Below are 22273 nucleotides of genomic sequence, written 5' to 3' on the forward strand. Positions count from 1 at the left end.
AATCAAAGCTTATGCTCAAAATTAGGGATAGCATTATCCTTATATTATTGACGACATTTTACTGATTAATAGATTACTGACTAACAGATAGGATGCTTTATGTCATTGCCAACCGCCTTGTTCAAAACGCTTGCCAGCATCAAAAAAGACTTAAAAGAAGATATCGACGCGGTCTTTACCCGTGACCCCGCTGCGCGTAACAGTATTGAAGTGCTACTCACCTACCCTGGCATTCATGCGCTTATTTTACATCGTGGCGCGCATTGTCTATGGCAGCATGAACAGAAATTTGCGGCGCGTGCTATCTCTTATGGCTCACGTATCATTACTGGCATCGAAATTCACCCTGCCGCCAAAATTGGTAGACGCTTCTTTATTGATCATGGCGTTGGCGTAGTTATCGGTGAGACCGCTGAGATTGGCAATGACGTTACTTTATATCATGGCGTGACTCTCGGCGGTGTCTCACAGAATAACGGCAAGCGTCACCCCACATTAGAAGATGGCGTAACTGTCGGTGCGGGCGCAAAAGTCTTGGGACCATTTACTGTTGGTAAAAATGCTAAGATTGGCTCGAATGCTGTGGTCGTCAAGCCTGTACCAGCAGGCGCGACTATGGTCGGCAGTGCAGCTCGTATGATATCCGATCATCATGATGAAAAAGGCAATCCGATCGCGACTAAAGTCAATGATACCAAACAACAAGAAAAAGCTGCGAAAGCAATCATCACAGATGCCAACAATAAACCTTTAGACAACCAAAATAGCAATCACAGCTCAGCACGAGATACAGCATTTCAGGCTTATGGCATCGACCCCTCCTCTAACGATCCCGTTGCTGAGGCTTTTGCCAAAATGCTCGAGCATATTCAGCAATCAGAGAATCGTCTTGATCAGTTGCAAGCAGCCATGTGCAAGATGGACCCTGAATTCTGCAAAAAAGAGTATGATAAACTGTGCTTAAAGGATTTGGATGTGATTGGTAAAGGTGATATGAAAGAGGTAGGCGCTGAGCAGAAGTAGGTTTGTAATTCAAGGGCTGGGCTAAAAGCGCAGCCTATTTTTTATAGCGAAATTATGGTGAGAAAGTCTAAAGACTAAAACCACTTCCCGCCGCCAATTCCACAATTCCTGCACTCTCATGCGCTTTAAACGGATAACGATCTGCCATAACTGTCCATTCCTCAATATCGATTAACTTTATTAATAAAATGTCAATATCCATCGTGACTTGCCGTATGGTTGTCAGATCCGCTTGACGATGCCTATCGCAATCACCTTCAAATTGTTTAAAGGTATGTTGTAACTTCTGTAAGGTCATTGGTGAGTTTAGTAATAGATATACACCTTGATTGGTATAGTCAGGTTTTGGCTGCTCTAAAGTGGCGGTAAAGTCAGGGTTTTGAAAACCAGTAGACAGCTGAACCACACCAAGCGCCGTAAGCTGTTTACGGATATGCGGCAGATAGTGCTCAGCTTTATAATTACTGCCCAAAGCTAATATTACTGCTGCCACAGTTTGATCTTGCAGCCGTTTGGGCTCACATTTTTCTAGTTTTGAGACATCCAAAATCAGTGTCCTTTATGCATCGTCTTATGAATCATCAGATTTACTATCTGCAGGCTCTTTTTCAGTACTTTTAGTTTCAGCTGCTTTGGCATAACGAGTAATTTGTACCCCAACTGCCTCTGCTGATTTAATGGCAGTAGGCTTAGCAACGCTCAAAGTGACTTTATGACAAGGATAATTCACTAATAGCTTATCAGCAATGTGCTCAGCTAAATGCTCAAGTAGCTGGGCTTTAAGCTCTTGGCACCACATACTGACATCATCACAGACTTCTTTATAACTTAGTGCATGATTAACGTCATCTGACGCTGCCGCTTGACTAATATCGGTCTCAAGCGCGATATCAATCAATAGTGGCTGAGTAATAGCTCGCTCCCAATCATAAACCCCAATGACCGCCTCGATTTTTAAACCTTTTACAAATACCACATCAGACTCAGTATGTAACATGTTCTCATCCTTGTTAACGGCATTTCTTAATTAGAATCTTTAATTTAACCTTTTTATACATTCTCATCGCGGAGGCGCTCTGCTTCTGCTTTAAGCTGTTTACTGGGGCGATGATGCCACAAGTCAATGCTGAATAATAACAGACCAAACCAAATCAAGCCAAACACGGCCAAGCGGTGCAAATCAAAGGGTTCGTTATAATAAAATACCGCTAAGAAGAAAATAAAGGTCGGAGTCAGGTAGTTCATAAAACTTAAAATACTAAAAGCGACCAGCTTAGTAGATTTATTAAATAGTAGTAACGGTATCAAAGTGATAGGCCCTGCTATCATTAACAGCCAAATATTTGGGGTAAACCAAAAGCTCAGCTGACTACTCACCACATCAGACTGCCAAAACCACCATATACAAATAGGTACCAACATCGTGGTTTCAACAAACATCGCGTCAACGGCAGTCAATGGCGTTTGGCGCTGAATCGTGCCATAAGTGCTAAAGCTAAACGCTAATATCAACGATATCCACGGCAAACTACCCAGCATTACCACTTGAATGACCACAGACAATAGCGCGAAGCCAATAGCCACCCATTGTAGTGTGCGCAAACGCTCTTTGAATAATATCATCGATAGCGCCACACCCACCAGTGGCCCGATAAAGTAACCCAGACTGGCCTCTAATATCTGATCATGATTGACAGCCCAGACATAGGTCAACCAGTTGGTAGCGATAATCAAGCCTGATATAAAGCTCAACGCTATCCATCTTGGATTTTGCTTAAGCGTTTCAATCCATTGCCAGCGCTTGGTGACTACCAGCACGACTAATAAACATAAGAACGTCCATATAATTCGATGACCAATAATTTCGGTAGCATCATAGGCCGCTAATTGTTTGAAATATAATGGAAAAGTACCCCAGATAGAAAAAGCAATAAGCGCAGTGATGATGCCGCGTCTGGTGGTTTTGATAGGGGTTACTGATTTTTTGACGACATTTTGGGTAGTCATGAGAAAATACAACTTTTTAGAGCAAAGCGGGCCCTCGCCTACTTGTCATAAATGATAAGCAGTCAGTGGCAAGGACGCTGGGTTCACTACATATAGAACAGAAAGTAAAAAGCAATGCGCTAGTGCCAATGTTAGCACTAACGCATTGCTGACGATAATAACAATTTTAAAAGAGGCAGTTTATCACCATAACTGCCCATTATTTGTTGTAAATAGTCAGTCGTTACGAACCACTAGGATTTTTAAGAAGTCTTATCAGTACCGCTGTCGACCTCAATTGCCATACCAACTTGGTTAGCCAGCTCAGCAAAGCCTGGGAAGCTGGTATTTACCGTTTCAACCCCTTCGATCATAATCTGCTCGGAGGCGCGTAAACTGGCAACGGCAAAGCTCATGGCAATACGGTGGTCGTGATGCGAGACGATATGACCGCCACCAAACACGGGCTGGCTATTATTTACTTCCCCAGATTGAGTAATGTTGCTTTGACTTTCAATACCCTTGCCTTCAATAATAAGCCCATCATCGGTAACGGTACAATCAACACCAAGGGTTTGTAGTCCTTCTGCCATTACAGCAATACGGTCAGATTCTTTGACCCGTAGCTCTTTGGCACCCGTTAATACGGTACGACCTTGCGCACAGCTAGCAGCAATAAATAGTACGGGAAACTCATCAATCGCTAATGGTACCAGTGATTCCGGTATTTCTATACCGACTAAGTTAGAGCTACGAATGGTTATATCGGCAACGGGCTCACCGCCGACATAGGTTTTATTACTTAAGGTGATGTCTGCTTGCATTAATTTTAGGATATCAATAATGCCCGTACGGGTAGGATTAATGCCCACTTGGGTTAAAGTCAGCACGCTATCTTGGCTAATGGCAGCGGCCACCATAAAGAACGCAGCGGATGAGATATCAGCAGGTACAGCAATATCGCCACCTGTTAATTTACCGCCACCTTCCACACTGATGCGATTGCCATCAACCGTCACTTCATAACCAAAGGCCGATAGCATGCGTTCGGTATGATCGCGGCTAATTTCAGGTTGGGTGACCGTGGTTGTGCCCTCTGCCCATAGTCCTGCTAATAGCAAGCAAGACTTGACCTGAGCGGATGCCACTGGCATATCATAATCAATACCTTGTAGCGGCTTGCCAACATTAGCGCGGCCAGTGATGCTTAGCGGTGCGGTACCACTATGACCGGTGCTTTGAATGACAGCGCCCATGGCGCGAAGTGGGGCAGCAACACGTTCCATCGGCCGTTTATTCAAACTGGTATCGCCCATCAATACGCTATCAAACGCTTGCGCGGCCAAGATACCGGACAGCAGACGCATACTGGTGCCAGAGTTGCCCATATATAAGGGTGTTTTACTGGGTTTTAGACCCTTTATACCCACACCATGTATGATCAATTTACCGTTATCAGGCCCTTCAATCGTCACACCCATATCGCGAAAAGCTTGTAGAGTGGCTAAAGCATCTTCACCTTCCAAGAAGCCAGTGACCTGCGTCACGCCCTCAGCCAGGCTACCAAGCATAATACTGCGATGGGAGATAGACTTATCACCAGGAATGGAGATAGTGCCAGAGACAGTATTGCTAGGCGAAATAATATAAGAAGCTGACATGGCTGAGGTATCCGTATAAGGGGTGCTGGCTAACATATGGCCAAAATGCCGCCGTGCGGCTTGCGCGCGGCCCAAAAGTCCCATTAGGGCAGTAGAGTCTTTATCAATAATGAGCTGGCGCATATTCTGTAGATAGACGCCATACTCATCAAGGGCGCTAACAATTGCGCTTTGATTGGCAAAAAATATATCATGCCACATTTTAGGATCACTGGCAGCGATACGGGTAAAATCTCGAAACCCGCCAGCGGCATAACGAAACATATCTAAATTATCATCGTGACTGGCCAATTGCTCAACGAGGTTGAACGCCAGCAGATGTGGCAAATGACTGGTATGTGCCAATATTGAATCATGATGACCCGCCTCCATCGCCATCACTGTTGCACCTACCGCTTTCCATAACTGCCGTAACTTGGCAATGGCCACATAACTGGTGGTTGGCAGCTCACAAATAATGACGCTGTGATTGACAAATAAATCGCTGCGGCGAGCATGATAGCCTGAATTTTCTGCACCGGCAATCGGATGCGCAGGCACTAGCCCGACAGGCAGCGCTGTAAATACGTTTTTGGCCGCTTCAATGATATTGACCTTAGTGCTACAGACATCGGTAATGATGCAATCAGCGGCAAGCTGACCACTATCCATAACAGCTTTAATATCAGTAAGTACCGCTTGTACAGCCTGCACAGGAACGGCAATGACGATCAAATCACTACCGAATACGACATCACTGAGCGCAGAACTACCCGCATCAAGTAAGCCTTGTTGCCTAGCTTCTGCTAAGCTTGGCTCGTGCCTATCCACGGCTACCAATCGCGTACTTAAGCCATTGTCTTTGATAGCTTGCGCTAAGCTTGCGCCGATTAATCCCAAACCAATAACACAGACCTGCTTAAATAGCGGTTTTCTTGGTAAGATTTGATTGACTCGCGTTTGACTGAGTGAAGCTTGATTTACTTTTTGCATAATATTCTGAGCATAGACTTTTAATTATCATTTAACTGAACAAGCTTACTACTTACTATGCAATAAATTGCATTGAATAAATTGCGGCTTAGTCATCCGTTAGTATAGAGCGCAACGTATCAATGAGGCGCATATTGTCTTCAGCTACCCCAACAGTAACCCGTAACCAGTTTGACAGGCCATATCCAGCGAGTGGACGCACGATAACGCCTTGCTCAAGTAGCGCCTGATAAACATCAATGGCATCATCAATTTCTACCATAATGAAATTGGCATGCGAGCTGATAAAACCCAATCCCAGCGCGTCAAACTGATTCTCTAACCAGTACATTTGTTCTTGGTTAGTGAGGCGAACTTGCTCAATAAAATCTTGATCAGCAAGTGCTGCTGCTGCCGCTGCAAGGCCAATTCGGCTAACATTAAACGGTTGACGAATACGGTTGAGTAATTTGGCTACTGGCGCGGAGCTAAGCGCATAACCAATCCGAAGACCTGCCAGCCCATACGCTTTAGAGAACGTACGTACGATGATCACATTATCAAACTCGTCTAATAGCGCTCGATTGTTGCTCTCAGGGCTATATTCAATATAAGCTTCATCTAATACCACTAATACTGAGCTTGGCAGACTGCCAACAAACTCACGCAAGGCTTCACGCTCAAGCTGCGTTCCGGTTGGATTATTGGGATTAGCAATGAATACCATCTTAGTATTGGCATTGTCTTCAACTGCTTGGCGCATCGCTGCAAGATTATGACCAAATCTTTGTGCAGGTACTTCAATACCCGTCGCACCTTGCATCTTCGCCACCATTGAATAGACTATAAACGCATATTGGCTATAAACCACCGCATCATCAGCACTCACAAAAGTGCGTGCTAGGATATCAAGCAAATCGTTGGAGCCATTACCAAGAGTAATGCACTCTAGATTAACGCCCGTAAAATCAGCAAGGCTTTGCTTCAGATAATAGCCGTTGCCATCGGGATAACGCGCCAATTGTCCTAGCTGCTCAGTAACAGCCAAAGTCACATAAGGAGAGCAGCCCATCGGGTTTTCATTACTTGCCAGCTTGACTACATCAGAGACGCCGTACTCGCGGGTTAGTTCTTCAACTGGCTTACCTGTCTGATACGGTGCCAGCTCTAAAATGCTGTCATAAGCAGGAACTGGTTGTGATAGCGCTTGGTCTTTGGTTTTAAGGGCGGTTTGAGATGATTTAGTAGACTGCATGATTTATCCTTAGATGTGGAAATCCATCCATTGCGAGTATTTACTGTTAATAAACATTGTCATCAAACTTTGTATATCAATGATCTATAGTACCGCTTTTGGATAAGACCCTAATATACGGACATCTTTAACCAATGGCCGGATATCGGCAATAGCAGCGCTGACGTTTGGATCTTGGATATGACCGTCCATATCAATAAAGAACACATATGCCCACTTGTTCGGACGCTCAGGACGAGTTTCAATACTGGTCATAGAGACGCCATGAGCAGACAGTGGCTTTAAGATTTCAATAAGCGCGCCTGCTTTGTCAGAAGCAGAGACTATGATGGAGGTCTTATCTTGCCCTGATGGCGCAATCGACTCATGGCCAATAATTAAGAAGCGCGTGGTATTACTAGGATTGTCTTCAATATTTGAATAGAGCTTATGTAGGTTATATTCTGCAGCTGCCACGTCTCCAGCAATAGCGGCTGAATGCCATTCGTTTTTGAGACGACGTGCGGCTTCACCGTTGCTTGATACGGCAACGCGTTCGATATTAGGGTAGTTCACATCCAGCCAATGACGGCATTGGGCAAGCGACTGTTGGTGTGAGTAAATCCGGCTGAGGCCATCAAGCTTAGTATGCTCAGCGACTAAGAAATTTTGATGAATGGGCAGCTCAACTTCGCCAATAATTTTTAATGTTGAGGACAAAAATCCATCTAAAGTATGATTCACCACACCTTCAGATGAGTTTTCGACCGGTACCACACCATACATAGCCGTCCCCGCCTCTACTTCACGGAACACATCAGTAATAGTGGTTAACGGCATAGTATCAGCCGCTTTACCGAAATGCTTTAGCGCAGCGGCATGGGTAAAGGTACCCACAGGGCCCAAGAAGGCAATACGCTGCGGCGCTTCTAGATCTAAGCATACTGACATAATTTCACGGAATAGGCGCGCCATTTTTTCATCAGCAATAGGCCCTGTATTACGTGCCATAACCGCTTTTAAGACTTGAGCTTCACGTTCAGGACGATAAAAAATAGGGTTGCGCTCGGCGGCATTAGAAGAAGCATCGCTATTGGCGGCATGATCCTTCTTCACAATCGCTACTTGCTGAGCCAACTTGGCACGGTTATTGATCAGGTTCTGAATTTCACAGTCTACTTTATCAATATTTTGGCGAATACGATTTAAAAACGCTTGGTCGGTTGAGGTGTCACTGACGTCGGGGGTGGTTTGATTTAAATTGTCCATTTTTTGCTCTGATGACTGCTCACTCATTACCGTCTATCCTTTTTTTAGATCTGTTATTTATTACTCTGATGAAATTAAATGCCAATCGATTTAGCACATTATTAGTATATTTAAGAATTCATTTATCCCAAGTCATGACCCACTATCAGCTCATTATTCTTTGTTTTTATCAGCTCGCTTAGTGGTATGTGAGGTAGCCGCCTCTACTATAACAAAAACTACGCACAGTGCCCATTCGTAAATGGGTGTAAATGCACAAAACGGCATAAATCTTAGCACAGTTAGTGAGTATGACCGCTATACGCCATAAAACTATCGGCAAACCCACACTCAAAACTATGTTACAGTTTAGTGCTATTTACTGGCAGTAGCTTTAATAAGCCAGCAACCATAATAAGTAAGCAACCCCTCTAATTGATCATACAAGGATATCTGATGAGCGCATTACAACAGCTTCGCACCATGACTACTATTGTCGCCGATACTGGCGATCTTGCCGCTATTGCGCGCCTAAAACCTATTGATGCGACCACCAACCCTAGCCTAATTACCAAGGCGCTCATCCATCCTGACAACCAAGCCATGCTCGCAGACACTATGAATCACCATCAAGGTGACGTAGATGCGGTCATCGATGCCCTCACTATCCAAATCGGTTGCGATATTTTAGAGTTAATTGAGGGTCGGGTATCTACCGAAGTCGATGCGCGGTTGTCTTATGATACGCAAGCCACGATAGACAAAGCTTTAGAGTTTATGGCGGCCTATGAGAATGCTGGTGTCGATCCAAAGCGTGTATTAATTAAAATGGCAGCCACATGGCAAGGTATTGAAGCCGCACGTTATCTTGAAACCCAAGGTATCCACTGTAATCTAACGCTACTGTTTGGTCAGCATCAAGCCATTGCCTGTGCCGATGCAGGCGTTACTCTGATTTCTCCGTTTGTTGGGCGGATTTTAGACTGGCAAAAACGCCAACAAAACCGCCAAAACGTGCCAGCCTCTGATGATATGGGTGTGCAATCGGTCAAGCTGATTTATCAATATTATAAACAACATGGCTATAAAACACAGGTGATGGGTGCAAGCTTTCGCTCAGCAGAGCAAATATTAGCGCTGGCAGGCTGTGACTTACTGACCATCGCTCCAAACCTCATTGATGAGCTAGCAGCAATGGATATCACAATTACTCGCCAGCTGTCTCCAAGTATGTCAATGGAGATGGATGACATGAAACGCGTAAGCTTAACGCATGAAGAGTTTAGCCAAGCCTATCAACAGGATAAAGTAACCCAAGACTTATTACCAAAAGGTATCGATGGCTTTATTAACGCTCGTGATGAGCTTGCTCATACGTTGGCAGCCATACGTAATTAATATTGGCTATAAAGTATTAACTTCAACAGTATTGAATAAAAGGAATGTGCCTATTATTTACCTACTGCCTAGTATTTGCCTACTAACAGCAAGTTAGCTATTATGATTGACTTCAAACAACAAAAAGCAAGGCTGGAATATGAAACGGCTATCAATGTTATTAGCAGGCAGTGCTTTGGCTATGAGTGCAAGTGCAGTGGACTGGTTAGATGCATCAGAAAGTGAGTCTGGATCGAGCTTCAGCTTAGATTTAGACTCTATTGAAGGCTCTGATATTAAAGTATTAGATGACTATAAAGGTAAATATATTTCTGTTTTTATTAATGGAACCTATCCGGCGGATAATAAATATAGGAAAGAACATGGTGCTTATTATGACAACCAGCAATTATTAATATCTTGTAAGAACGCCAGTTATTATAGAAGAGCCTATGTGAATTATGGTCCTAATAATAAGGCTATAAAATCTTGGCAATCTAAAAAACCCATACTAACGTCCACAGACTTTAAGCTTACCTCCCCTAAAACGGTAGGTCGAACTATAATAGAACAGACTTGTAGTTATTATAAACAAGCCAAATAACTCACAGTTATACATATCACAAAAAAGCGCGCTGACTCCACATCAGCGCGCTTTTTTTGCATTCTTTGTCACTAGTTTTTTAAGCTTTTAACACTGTATAAACGGGCACTGGAAACTCACCATGTAAATCAACCAAATCTAGCAACACCAGCGCGCCCACTACCGTATGTGATGCTGATTCACACAGCTCATAAGCGGTGGTCAGTGTACCGCCAGTCGCTAAGATATCATCGACCAATAGCACGCGCTCAGGTGGCAGGTTGTTTTGCATCTCAAGCGTATCTTTACCATACTCTAAAGCATAGGCCTTATTGGCAACAGGTGGTGGCAGCTTACCTGGTTTCCGCAGCAAGATCATACCTTTACCCAATCGACCTGCTATCAAGCTTGCAAATACAAACCCACGCGCCTCAACCGCACCCAAACAATCCACTTCATCCATTAGCCCATCTGGCAATGCCGCTAGCATCGCATCTATGACCTCATTAATATGACTGCGCAGTAACGGGGTAATGTCATAAAAATCAATACCCGCTTTGGGAAAGTCTGGTACTGTGCGGATAACCTGCCAAAACGCATGATCAGTATTGAGTATATTAGACGAGTTAGTGTCGGATTTCTTAGTATCTGACTTTGCTTGTGTAGTAGCGGTGGTAGCGCTCATAATAACCCTTAACTTAGATAACTGAAATAATAATACAACGGCAGTAAGTGACTTATAAAGTCTAAAATTAAAGCAGGTAAAGCATAAAATTAACGCCGGCTATCATAGCATAACCTGCCTTATTATTGCGGCTAGGAACACGAAAAGCGCGTAAGATTATGAGTGCTTAAAAACAATGAAATAGGATCGGTGACTTGATAAAAACTCACTAATCTCAATATACAAGTGTAAACTTAACCTTGCAGAGTACGGTTATATGCTACACTACGTGCGTTTTTGTGGCCCGCTAACGGGGCATAGAATTAGCAACGATCAAAAGGATTATGTATGAAACGTTATGAATGTATCGTCTGCGGCTGGATCTATGATGAAGCGCTTGGCTGCCCCGAAGAAGGTATCGCTCCTGGTACGAAATGGGATGATATTCCTGATGACTGGACGTGCCCTGAGTGCGGTGTTGGCAAGCTAGACTTTGAGATGATGGAGCTATAAGAACTAGATGATACTTTAAATAGGAGAGCTCATGACGAACTCAAATTATCCTGATGGTGCTGACTTGCCTAAAGAGATGTTTAATTACCCTACTCCCGCATGGCAAGCATTCGGTGAACATAATTGGCGCACCTCAGACCTGAGCGATCATCTCTATCAGGCGATGATCGATATTGGTGACGGTATTAATTTATGCGTTGAAGCGGGTGGTAATCCAGATAACCCACCATTACTGATGGTCATGGGATTAGGCTCACAAATGATATTTTGGCCAGACGATTTTATCAAGCGTCTGATTAATGCTGGATTTTTTGTGATTCGTTTTGACAATCGTGATATTGGGCTGTCCTCAAAAGTACAGATTGAAGGTCTACCGCGTATTAGCCAGTTCAAAATGATGCTGCGTATGCAAACCGGTCTGTCTAACAAAAGCCAACAGGTTGCTTATAACCTGACTGATATGGCTGAAGATACTGTGCGGCTGATCAAGGCGTTACAGCTTGGTCGTACTCATCTGCTTGGCGCATCTATGGGCGGTATGATCGCTCAAATCGTCGCGGCGCGTTATCCAAGCTTGGTACAGCGTATGGCGCTGATGTTTACCACAAACAATCGCGCGTTTTTAAGACCACCAAAAGCTAAGCAGTTGTATACGCTAATTAATCGTCCTGAGAGCCACTCTGAGCGCGATATCGTACGCCATAGCGTCTGGTTTATGAAAACCGTAGGTACGCCAGGACATGTCAACGTACGAACGGTTCGTGAGATTGCTAAATTACGTTATCAGCGTAACTTTCACCCGCTTGGCACCGTACAACAGCTCAATGCTATCTTAGCGTCAGGCTCTATCAGCCGCTTTAGCAAGCAGATCAAAGCACCAACCATTGTTATTCATGGTAGTGTCGATGGACTACTGCCCACCTCACAAGGGCGCGTGGTTGCTAAAGCTATTCCGAATGCTAAGTTTCATCTTATAGAAGGAATGGCCCACGATATTCCAGCCTATTATCAACCTTATTTAGTTGATTTAATCCGCAATCATTTGTTAGATTAATTGGCTCTTAAAATTCTAATTTATTACAAGCTCAAAAAAAAATAGGATAAAACGTATAGGTTATTCATACGTTTTATCCTCTTTTTTTTGCGCAGCCGCCTAAACCCATAACAGACATCTTAATCACAGCCGATGCTCTGTCCGTCTTTATCAATACACATTTTGTCGCCATTCTGAAGGCTGCCAATCCAAGCCTTGCCGTCTTTAAATATAAAAGCAGACACGCCTTTATAGATATCACCAGTATCTACACTACTCTCATCAAAGCGAAAGGGAATAGTCAGCTCACCGCCTAAATTAACAAAGCCCCATTTGTTATCAACGTGCACGCCAGCCAAACCTTCAGAGAACGGCCGTACATCATCAAATGAGTAGGTAATCATCGTAACGTCTTTATCATCCACAAATCCCCATTTACCATCTTGTTGATGTGGCTGTAAGGTCGTAAAAGAAGGTGTTTTTGATGGTCTCGTTTGTGGAGACGGTATCGCTTGTGAGGACGATGAAGAAGCATTGTTTGATGCTGATGAGGAGTGATCGTTATTACTAGTACTATCACTTTTCGCATTGGGATTACCAATCGCTTTGCCATTTTTATCCACCCAACTGCTGGCTTTGCTTTTACGCACAAGCGCCGTACCACTACGATAGTTATTAATATCACTAATCGCTGCTGAGAATGGCACGACAATATCATTAGACGTGCTAATAACCCCATAGTTACCGCCTTTTTTTACCACAATACGCCCTTCAGATACGGGTCGTGCCCAGCCTTTACCGCCTGCTTCATTAAGCAGGTTGTAAATGGTTGGGATAACCTCGCGACCTTGCATATTAATATAACCGACATGGCTATTACGCAGAACAGGTAATAGACCTCCCGATAAATTATCTGCGTCGGCCTGTTGGTAACGTGATAAATCAACCACTTTTTTGCCGCTACTATTGAGTAACGCGACCGGTGCACCAAAATCTTTGATGGCTAAAAAATAGCTACTATTAGCGGTGCAAGAAACGTTTTTATAATAACTTTTAGGCAGTTTACAACTGGCTGCTTGCGCTACTGGCATGAAGACAACAACACTTAATAAAACACCAAGCGCAAAATGTAACCGCGTGGTCTTCGGCGATAAATAAGATGCTAACGGTAGCTGTGGTGTTAATAGAGAATCTTGCAGCATAAGTAGCCCTAAGCTAGAAATATTTAGAAGTATGTAAAAGTACTGGGAGCATATTGAATGTTAAAAGTTACGGAGAACAAAATATAAAAATAGGAATAATCGGTGAGCCAACTTTATCCGCTATTATTTGTTATTGGTCGCCATTATAAACTGCTAAACTAACAAATGGCTAGGGTGACGCCAATATCAATCCTGTAAGGATGTGAGTGTATTATTTAACCAGCGCCAGCAATTCGTCAGGATCAAATATTTGTTAGAGTTATGACGGGCTGCTCAATATACTTTGATTCTGATATCGTCCATTTCATTCAAAAACACTTTGTCATTAAATATGTTTGCCCTATTAGCTTTTGGGTCAAAACGTTTACAATGACTCGTTTTTTAAGTTGCTCATTAATCAACCTAAGGATACCTTATGGCTGTTGCCTCTTCACGTTCTGCATCCATAGGGTTACTCATTGGTTGTATTATTTTCGGTTTAGGCAGTCTGATTGTTGCTCATGTCGATATTGGCGGTTGGGCGATGGCGTTTTGGCGACTTGCTATTTCGGGAGTAATATTTGCCGTACTGGCCAAACTAACGGGTCAGCGACTCCCTCGCTCAAGACGTGCTATATTTTATGGCTTATTGTCAGGGGCATTTTTAGGTTTGGATTTAGCATTATGGCACGAAAGTATTTATGCGGTCGGCCCTGGCATCTCGACCTTACTCAACAGTTTGCAGATTTTCTTTTTAGCAGCTATTGGCTTCTTATACTTCAATGAACGTCAATCGATTTTACAGCTGCTCAGCTTGTGTCTGGCCATGCTGGGAGTCGCGATGATTGGCAGCCCTGAGTTTGCGCAGAATGCTAACGCCACTTGGGGTTTTGTAACTGGTATTGTTTCAGGTGCGATGCTAGCGGCGTCAATGACTTTTATCCGTAAGACTCACGATACCGAACCGACACCGATATTTGTATTGATGCAGCTGATCAGTATTGGGGGTGTATTAGCGATGATTTTACCGATGTTGGTCTTTGATATGGGTCATATCCTGCCCAATACCTGGTCTGATATTGGCTGGATATTGGTATATGGTGCGGTCATGCAATGCTTGGCGTGGGGGTTAATTGCTTATTCTATCCCGAAGATGTCATTAGCGCTGACGGGTTTGCTATTATTGACCGAGCCAGTTGCCGCTTTAGTCATTGACTATAGCTGGCTGGATAAGCCTATTAACACCTTACAATGGAGCGGCGCGCTGCTGACTATGTTTGCCATTTATTTAGGCTCTCTCAAGCCTAAGCCGCGCACGCTGCGTCGCTATCGGTTTTTTGCGCGATTCTACAAGCGTAAGTACAAGTAAAATACGGATTATTCGTTTTTCACTATTGGCTGAACATGGCCACCAATAGCGAATAAAAGAATCGTTGCAACGTTATATACCTGTTTATTTACCGAGACCAACAACTCAGTCTTTTTGCAGATTAAACAATGCATTGAGCACAATCGCGGTTAAGGTAGCGGTACCAATACCGCCTAAGTCAAAGCCGCCTAAATGCAAACTAAAATTACCGGTACCCATAATTACAGTGACGGCGGCAATAATTAAATTGCTGTTTTTACTAAAGTCGATATGACTGTCTATCCATATTTTTGCACCTGCGATAGCAATCAGACCAAATACTACGATTGATGCACCACCTAACAATGCCGGTGGAATAGTCTGAATAATCGCGCCAAACTTCGGTGACAATCCTAGCAATATAGCGACCACGCCTGCAATCACAAAGATAGTGGTGCTATAAACCTTAGTCACTGCCATTACGCCAATATTCTCAGCATAAGTGGTCACGCCTGTCCCACCAAAACCGGCTGAAAAAGTCGTTGCCAAGCCATCAGCGAAGAAGGCTCGACCCATATAAGGGGTGACGCGGGCTTTGGTCATGCCTTCAACGGCTTTAAAATGCCCTAAGTTTTCGGCAATCAAAATAAAAGCCACCGGCGCAATTAATATAATCGCACTCAACTCAAAACGTGGCGCATGAATACTGGGCAGGCCGAACCACGATGCCGCTTGGATACCACTAAAGTCAATTGGCGCGCCAAAGCCCAATACATTAGTCATTACAAAGTAGGCCACATACGACAATATCAGGCCGGCCAGTAACAATAAGCGCCGCAGCATGCCGCGCGTAAATACCGCCACACCACTGATAAGCAATACCGTCAACGCCGCCATCCAAGCATCAAACTGATTGGATGATACCCCTTGAATAGTTACTGGTGCTAAATTAAGACCAATAATCATTACAATTGCGCCGGTTACAATAGGTGGCATTAAGCGCTCAATCCAACCCGTGCCTGTCTTTATAACCAATAAACCAACCAAAGCATAAATGATACCGCAGACCATAATGCCGCCTAAAGCGACATTTAGGTTACTGTTAAAGCCTACCCCAGCATAGGCAGTAACCGCGATAACCGGACCGATAAACGCGAAGCTTGACCCTAAATAACTGGGCATGCGACCACCAGTGATGATGAAGAACATCACTGTACAAATACCGGACATTAAAATAGCCAGATTGGGATCAAACCCCATTAATAGGGGTGCAAGTACCGTCGAGCCAAACATTGCAAAGGTATGTTGAACCCCCAGCAGGATACTTTTTGATGGCGGTAGATACTCATTGATACCGACAGGATGACGATCCAAGTCGCCTTTGAATGGTCGCCATGTTGGGAACCAACGGCCATTTTCGAAGTCTGGATTGTGCGGTAAAGTCATAGTAGCCGAATCAATACCCGCAGCTTCTAGCGCTGTGGGAGTATGATATTCTGCTTGCGAAGTTTTCTCTGATGAAGAGGAGTGCTCTGAAGGAGATGCCATGCGCGCTTGTCCTATGTGGCCTAAGCTAATAATAACAGGCTAATAATAGCTAAGGAAAATTAAAAAGATAAATAGGGACGATTTTAATTAATGGTGATCATAAACGGGAACGATCATATATAGAAACAATAAAAACTAATGCGAATCCATAACACCTTATTAGGCATATCGTGCCAAATAAACCTACTTATTTAACAAAAAAGCAGCCAAGATATAGTTTTTTTATAAAATATCTATATTTCGCTAGATGTATCCGGTTAGATATGTTCTACTAAATTCATCACTTCGGCTGCTCGCACCCCATACATTCTACAGCGACAACCACTTACAGGATGTTACATAAGCGTCGATGCTGAGCATCATAACGGAATTTAATAATAAACAACAGCTATTATTCTCCTGTCATCTGTACTATCACGTTTACACACTTCCATAGACGATGCTCCAAACTCACCCATTAGCGGTGCCTATTTTCTATCGCTGCCTGTCACATTTGTGATACAGGTACTTAGTCTGGGCTGTGTGATAACGCTGACTCTATTTTCACTTTTTTTGGTAATTTATTATGATTAGTGTATTTGACTTATTCAAAATTGGGATTGGCCCATCAAGCTCACATACTGTAGGCCCGATGGTAGCGGCTAACTTATTTCTAGCCTCACTACTTAAGCAAGCTGAGCTGAGCGATGTAAAAGGTATCGAGATTGAATTATATGGCTCATTAGCCGCAACCGGTAAAGGTCACGCCACCGATACCGCCATATTACTGGGCTTGATTGGGCACGCACCAAGCACCATTGACACGCGTTTGACCAGTCAATATTTGGCACCCATTTTTTCGGACAAACAATTAAATATCTCAGGCAGCCACTCCATTGATTTTGATACCGAGCGCGATATCCATTGGTATGGGGATACCGTGCTACCCTACCACCCTAACGCCTTGACCATCCGCGCGCGGTTGGCAGACGATACCCACTATCAAAAAACCTATTACTCAGTCGGTGGCGGCTTTGTCATCAGTGAAGAAAATGCCAACAATCCGGATGAGGATCACGCTGCGCCAACTATTGACGTCATTCCTTACCCTTTTAATAGTGCCGCAGAATTGCTTGAACAGTGTCGTGAGCATGGTTTAAGTATCAGCGATTTGGTATTGGCGAACGAGCTTCATTACCGTGATCAAGAAGAAGTCTTTGCCTACTTAGATGCTATTTGGGAGTCGATGCAAGATTGTGTGACACGTGGCTGTCAAAACAGTGGCATATTGCCGGGCGGTTTGGATGTCAAACGTCGGGCGCAAGCACTACACTTACAACTGTGCGCTGAAAGAAATCAGCCCATTGCAAAATCCGATAAGCTCGCGGCAATAGACTGGATAGACTTATACGCGCTAGCGGTCAACGAAGAAAATGCTAATGGCGGTAATGTCGTAACCGCTCCAACCAATGGCGCTGCAGGTATTATTCCTGCGGTCATGCATTATTACCGCGACTTTTTATCAAGCTACAACCAAGATGGCGCGCGCAAATTTTTGTTGAATGCCACTGCTATCGGTAGCTTAATCAAACAAAATGCTTCAATTTCTGGTGCAGAAGTAGGCTGTCAAGGAGAAGTCGGTTCTGCCTGTGCAATGGCGGCCTCTGCATTGGCAGAAATCTTAGGCGGCGATCCTGCCAAATGTCTCAATGCTGCTGAGATAGGCATTGAGCACAACTTAGGTCTGACTTGTGATCCGGTTGGCGGCTTGGTACAAGTGCCTTGTATCGAACGCAATGCTATGGGCGCGGTAAAAGCCGTCAATGCGGCACGTCTTGCCTGCCGTGGTAACGGACAACACTTTGTGTCTTTTGATAAAGTCGTTGAGACCATGAAACAAACGGGCGCTGATATGTTAGACAGCTATAAAGAAACATCGCGTGGCGGCCTTGCCATTTACGCTGATAACCGCATACCCACTGCAACTCAAGGCGTTAGCGTAAAATACAGCCAGTGCTAATTATTGACATACAACAGTAACCCAAATAAATCGACCGGCATAAAAAAGCCTCTAACAAACGAGAGGCTTTTCTTATTTTAGGACAGGAAATGATAGTTTAGGATTTGCTCATTAAACAAAATAGCAATCATAACCATTAATAGACTTATAACTACTCAGCAGTTTTTGAAACCATTTCGTTTAGTAGCCATACTGGTTTTACCATACCTGAAGTAGTGTCAGCAATGGCTTCTTGACGCACATCTAAAACATAACGATAGTTTGGCTCATAAGTAAAGCCTTGGATATTACCGTTTAGAGTATTGTAGTTTTTCTGATAAGTCTGGCGATACTGTAAGCATTGAGCTTCAACTTTGTTGCCACTAGTATCCATCATTTCACACAACGCTTTACGCGGAGCAATTTCTACTTCAAAACTTGGAATGTTAACCACTTTGACACTGACCGCTTGACCTTCAACGACCATGGCACGTTCGTCGTCTAGACCCATAGTTGAACAACCTGCTAATGCAAAAGTTGATGCCAATGCTGCAATTGCTAATTTTTTCATTATCCTATCCTCAGTTAATTACCGTTAAATCACTACCGCCTGTACTCATTTATTAAAGTCGTTTATGAGCTATTTCTTAAAATAACTACAAACACTCAAATTCAATCAGGCATTTATGATAGTACTGTTGAGCTTTTGCTAAAAAAAAGCCAAGTATCATCAGCACCGTTTATTGTTGTACTACAGCCAGTATAAGACTTATAAAACCTTAGCCTCTATGACTGCTTTGTAACTTAACGTCAGGTTTTGCAACTGAAGTTAGTCAGCTGTAAAGCCAACTACAAGTATTAACACTACAAAAACTAGCATCAAAAGTATTAGCTACGGTAGTCAGCATTAATTTTGACATAATCGTAGGACAAATCGCAGGTATAGACAGTATCGCTTGCCGCGCCGCGTGCCAAATCAATATGAATGGTAATCTCAGGCCGACTCATGACCGCATTACCGGCGGCTTCAGTATAATCAGTGGCAACACCGCCATTTTGACAAATCAGTACCTCATCTAACGAGACATCGATTTGCTCAGTGTCGAGGTCTTCAACACCCGCATAACCAACGGCCGCTAATATACGACCCCAATTGGCATCACTAGCAAAAAATGCCGTTTTAACCAAAGGTGAGTGTGCCACTGCATAAGCCACATCGCAGCATTCTTGAGTGGTCTTCCCGCCAGTAACTTTCACGGTGATAAACTTCGTTGCGCCTTCCCCATCACGGACAATCAATTGGGCTAAGCGCACAAACACCTCTCTCAAAGCGTCAAATAAGGACTGATAATGCGGATGCTCAGTACTATCAATCACGTTAGAACTGGCTTTGCCCGTTGCTATTAGCACACAGCAATCATTGGTCGAGGTATCACCATCAACAGTAATACGATTAAAGGATTGCTCATTGATAGCACTGAGCATCTCTTGCAATAAATCGGCAGCAACATTGGCGTCAGTAGCCACATAACCAAGCATGGTTGCCATGTTGGGTCGTATCATCCCTGAGCCTTTAGAGATCCCTGTAATATGGTAGTCAGTATTGCCAATATGTAATTGCTGGCTAGCAACTTTGGGCACGGTATCAGTAGTACGAATACCATTCGCGGCCGCCAACCAATTGTCTGGAGCGAGATGACTCAACGCTGAGTCTAACCCCGCTATCACCGCCTCGCTATTTAGTGGCTCACCAATAACGCCAGTAGAAAACGGCAATACTGTATTTGTCTCCACGTCAGCCTTATCTGCCAAGGCAGCACAAATATCTATTGCACGGCGTTTGCCATCAGCACCTGTACCCGCATTGGCATTACCAGTATTGGTCACCAAATAGCGCGGTGTGGTTAGCGCAAAGTGCTCGCGCAATACCCGCACAGGGGCAGCACAAAAGGCATTTTTAGTAGTGACAACAGCGGTAGTGGCGCTATCATTGATTTCGATGACAACCAAATCATCACGGTCTTTATAGCGTACGCCAGCTGCAGTGGCACTGAGTTTGATACCGTCAATGGCATAAATGGTATTAGGTACTGCGACATCTCCGACAGCCATATTAAAATCCTTATTAATCCGTGTTTAGTTTTTTTATTGGAAATAAAATCGTTAATATTATGCTTAACTTAAGTCAAACGCTGACCAGATCGGCGCATGATCAGAAGGCTTTTCCATCGCGCGCAACTCATAGCTGATACCGGCATCAATACACTGCTCTTTTAAGTCTGGCGTACACAAGATATGATCAATACGCATGCCACGTTTGGGATCGTCATTGAAGCCGCGACTGCGATAATCAAACCAGCTATATAGCTCGGTACTCTCTGGATAATGCAGACGGTAGGTATCCGTCAACTCACGTGACATGAGTGCGTCATACCACTCGCGTTCCTCAGGTAAAAAAGAGGTTTTTCTGTTCTTAAGCCAGCGCTTGGCATTGATCTCCCCGATGCCGATATCGATATCTTCTGGTGCAATATTCATATCACCCATAATGATCAGCGAGCGCCCTTCAGCTTTTAGCGTATCAATGTAAGCCATCAAATCAGCATAGTAAGCACGCTTCATGGGGAATTTGGTTGGGTGGTCTTGGCTCTCCCCTTGCGGAAAATAGCCATTGAGCACATCAATTTCACGTCCTTGCAGCTCATAGCGGGCATGAATAAAGCGCTTTTGCGCCTCTTCATCTTCACCAGGAAAGCCTTTTTGTACGAAGATGGGCGCGACTTTCGATACCAGCGCTACTCCATAATGCGCCTTTTGACCAAAGTACTCTATGTGATAACCTAAACTTTCAACATTTTCAAGGGGAAACTGGTCATCGTGAACCTTAGTTTCCTGTAAGCCCATCACATCAGGATCGATGATGTCACGTACCGCCTCAAGCTGATGTTGACGAGCGCGGATACCATTGATATTAAAACTGACAAAACGGGTCATACACTATCCTATAATAGTTGGTTTAATTTTGATTGTTTTTGACTAAATATTTTAAATCTAGTGTCGCTTAAGTCATTATGATAACAGACCTGCATGGGTCTATCTGTTGCGTGTTTTTAACGCTTAGGCTACAGTAGAATGCCTATTTACTATTCATAATTATTATTATCATCACAACTTATAATTTATTATTATCACGACAACGTACATTATTTCTATCGAGTAATTTTATGACAACCGCTATGAACAAAACCACCACTGCTGCATCGACCGTTAATACGGCGTCCACGCCGCTGTTTGCTACCAATTATCATGTCTATATTAACCATACGGACGCCGGCGGCATAGTCTATCATGCCAATCATTTGGTATTTTTTGAAAACTGCCGCCGAGATTGGTTTAGCAAAATTGGACTAAATAGTTATTTTTTACAGACTGATGATGGTCAGATTCAACATTTTGTAGTCAGTCAAGCGCAGCTACACTACCGTCAGGCTATATTTTTAGATGAGGTAATCTCGGTGCGTATTGATAAGGTTGAGCTAAAACCTGCTAGTATTGTATTTTATCAAAGCATTCATCGCAGCTTACCAGAAAATGAGCCAGCAGATAAATCTAAGTCTATTAACACTTTATTAAGCAGCACTAAAATCGTTATTGCCTGCGTCCAAAATCAAATAAAGCCTGACCCCTCACCACAATCATCGCCACAACCATTAGACCAGCCAGCCAATCAAGAATCGGTGGCCCCTATGGCTGTTGATAGTAACCCACTAATACGACCGATCCGCGTGCCACAAAAGTTATACGATATGATTCAAAAGGCTATCAAGCATCACGCTGATGAGCAATAACCGCTGCTGATGAACAGTCTCACTTATAATAAGAGTACCAATTCTATGCTCACGTTTGAGAATATCTGGGTACATATCGCGCGCGCCAAATAGTAAG

General features: G+C 43.7%; 20 protein-coding genes. 8 read left to right on the forward strand and 12 right to left on the reverse strand.

Annotated elements, in window-relative coordinates:
* Window positions 1-138: 138 nt before the first annotated feature.
* On the forward strand, window positions 139-1023 hold the full coding sequence (cysE, locus tag U1P77_RS05120) for a serine O-acetyltransferase (protein WP_414479067.1): 885 nt from the start codon (window positions 139-141) through the stop codon (window positions 1021-1023).
* A 67-nt stretch (window positions 1024-1090) separates the two neighbouring features.
* Here the strand turns inward: cysE and U1P77_RS05125 are convergent, their stop codons facing one another.
* The 6 genes from U1P77_RS05125 to pheA form a co-directional block, all read right to left on the reverse strand.
* Complete coding sequence (locus U1P77_RS05125) at window positions 1091-1570, reverse strand: 2-amino-4-hydroxy-6-hydroxymethyldihydropteridine diphosphokinase (protein ID WP_321156299.1); 480 nt, start codon at window positions 1568-1570, stop codon at window positions 1091-1093.
* Window positions 1571-1594: 24 nt separating this feature from the next.
* A complete protein-coding gene (gene folB, locus U1P77_RS05130) occupies window positions 1595-2020 on the reverse strand; it encodes a dihydroneopterin aldolase (protein ID WP_321156300.1) in 426 nt (141 codons plus the stop codon).
* 53 nt (window positions 2021-2073) lie between these two features.
* On the reverse strand, window positions 2074-3030 hold the full coding sequence (rarD, locus tag U1P77_RS05135) for an EamA family transporter RarD (RefSeq protein ID WP_321156301.1): 957 nt from the start codon (window positions 3028-3030) through the stop codon (window positions 2074-2076).
* 242 nt (window positions 3031-3272) lie between these two features.
* The gene (locus tag U1P77_RS05140) at window positions 3273-5642 is read right to left on the reverse strand and encodes a bifunctional prephenate dehydrogenase/3-phosphoshikimate 1-carboxyvinyltransferase (protein ID WP_321156302.1); all 2370 of its coding nucleotides are present in this window, start codon (window positions 5640-5642) and stop codon (window positions 3273-3275) included.
* Between the two features lie 88 nt (window positions 5643-5730).
* Window positions 5731-6876: a histidinol-phosphate transaminase gene (hisC, locus tag U1P77_RS05145; RefSeq protein WP_321156303.1), complete on the reverse strand. Its 1146-nt coding sequence runs from the start codon at window positions 6874-6876 to the stop codon at window positions 5731-5733.
* An 84-nt stretch (window positions 6877-6960) separates the two neighbouring features.
* Window positions 6961-8151: a prephenate dehydratase gene (gene pheA / locus U1P77_RS05150; protein ID WP_321156304.1), complete on the reverse strand. Its 1191-nt coding sequence runs from the start codon at window positions 8149-8151 to the stop codon at window positions 6961-6963.
* A gap of 408 nt (window positions 8152-8559) precedes the next feature.
* Between pheA and U1P77_RS05155 the strand changes: the two genes are divergently transcribed.
* Both U1P77_RS05155 and U1P77_RS05160 read left to right on the forward strand, forming a co-directional pair.
* A complete protein-coding gene (locus tag U1P77_RS05155; protein WP_321156305.1) occupies window positions 8560-9501 on the forward strand; it encodes a transaldolase in 942 nt (313 codons plus the stop codon).
* 139 nt (window positions 9502-9640) lie between these two features.
* Window positions 9641-10084 (forward strand): hypothetical protein, encoded by a 444-nt coding sequence (locus tag U1P77_RS05160; protein WP_321156306.1) that lies wholly within the window; start codon window positions 9641-9643, stop codon window positions 10082-10084.
* Between the two features lie 79 nt (window positions 10085-10163).
* Here the strand turns inward: U1P77_RS05160 and U1P77_RS05165 are convergent, their stop codons facing one another.
* Window positions 10164-10748, reverse strand: a complete 585-nt coding sequence (locus U1P77_RS05165; protein ID WP_321156307.1) for an adenine phosphoribosyltransferase — start codon at window positions 10746-10748, stop codon at window positions 10164-10166.
* Between the two features lie 327 nt (window positions 10749-11075).
* On the opposite strand from U1P77_RS05165, the gene U1P77_RS05170 reads away from it, so the two are divergent.
* Both U1P77_RS05170 and U1P77_RS05175 read left to right on the forward strand, forming a co-directional pair.
* Window positions 11076-11240 (forward strand): rubredoxin, encoded by a 165-nt coding sequence (locus U1P77_RS05170; RefSeq protein ID WP_321156308.1) that lies wholly within the window; start codon window positions 11076-11078, stop codon window positions 11238-11240.
* 76 nt (window positions 11241-11316) lie between these two features.
* The gene (locus U1P77_RS05175; RefSeq protein ID WP_414479068.1) at window positions 11317-12294 is read left to right on the forward strand and encodes an alpha/beta fold hydrolase; all 978 of its coding nucleotides are present in this window, start codon (window positions 11317-11319) and stop codon (window positions 12292-12294) included.
* 119 nt (window positions 12295-12413) lie between these two features.
* On the opposite strand, the gene U1P77_RS05180 is transcribed toward U1P77_RS05175, so the two are convergent.
* Entirely contained in the window at window positions 12414-13475 is a 1062-nt protein-coding gene (locus tag U1P77_RS05180) for a WG repeat-containing protein (RefSeq protein ID WP_321156310.1), read from the reverse strand.
* A gap of 415 nt (window positions 13476-13890) precedes the next feature.
* Here U1P77_RS05180 and U1P77_RS05185 point away from each other — a divergent pair, with 415 nt between their 5' ends.
* On the forward strand, window positions 13891-14823 hold the full coding sequence (locus U1P77_RS05185) for a DMT family transporter (protein WP_321156311.1): 933 nt from the start codon (window positions 13891-13893) through the stop codon (window positions 14821-14823).
* Window positions 14824-14928: 105 nt separating this feature from the next.
* On the opposite strand, the gene U1P77_RS05190 is transcribed toward U1P77_RS05185, so the two are convergent.
* On the reverse strand, window positions 14929-16350 hold the full coding sequence (locus U1P77_RS05190) for a solute carrier family 23 protein (protein ID WP_321156312.1): 1422 nt from the start codon (window positions 16348-16350) through the stop codon (window positions 14929-14931).
* A gap of 565 nt (window positions 16351-16915) precedes the next feature.
* Here U1P77_RS05190 and U1P77_RS05195 point away from each other — a divergent pair.
* Entirely contained in the window at window positions 16916-18349 is a 1434-nt protein-coding gene (locus U1P77_RS05195) for an L-serine ammonia-lyase (RefSeq protein ID WP_321156313.1), read from the forward strand.
* 151 nt (window positions 18350-18500) lie between these two features.
* Here U1P77_RS05195 and U1P77_RS05200 read toward each other — a convergent pair whose 3' ends face one another.
* The 3 genes from U1P77_RS05200 to xthA all read right to left on the reverse strand — a co-directional run bounded on the left by U1P77_RS05200 (window position 18501) and on the right by xthA (window position 21322).
* Window positions 18501-18899, reverse strand: a complete 399-nt coding sequence (locus U1P77_RS05200; RefSeq protein ID WP_321156314.1) for a DUF4377 domain-containing protein — start codon at window positions 18897-18899, stop codon at window positions 18501-18503.
* A 317-nt stretch (window positions 18900-19216) separates the two neighbouring features.
* On the reverse strand, window positions 19217-20440 hold the full coding sequence (gene argJ / locus U1P77_RS05205) for a bifunctional glutamate N-acetyltransferase/amino-acid acetyltransferase ArgJ (RefSeq protein ID WP_321156315.1): 1224 nt from the start codon (window positions 20438-20440) through the stop codon (window positions 19217-19219).
* Window positions 20441-20503: 63 nt separating this feature from the next.
* Window positions 20504-21322, reverse strand: a complete 819-nt coding sequence (xthA, locus tag U1P77_RS05210; RefSeq protein ID WP_321156316.1) for an exodeoxyribonuclease III — start codon at window positions 21320-21322, stop codon at window positions 20504-20506.
* 230 nt (window positions 21323-21552) lie between these two features.
* On the opposite strand from xthA, the gene U1P77_RS05215 reads away from it, so the two are divergent.
* Window positions 21553-22176, forward strand: a complete 624-nt coding sequence (locus U1P77_RS05215) for a thioesterase family protein (protein WP_321156317.1) — start codon at window positions 21553-21555, stop codon at window positions 22174-22176.
* The last annotated feature ends 97 nt before the right edge of the window (window positions 22177-22273 follow it).

The sequence above is a fragment of the Psychrobacter sp. LV10R520-6 genome (assembly GCF_900182925.1).
Taxonomy (GTDB): domain Bacteria; phylum Pseudomonadota; class Gammaproteobacteria; order Pseudomonadales; family Moraxellaceae; genus Psychrobacter.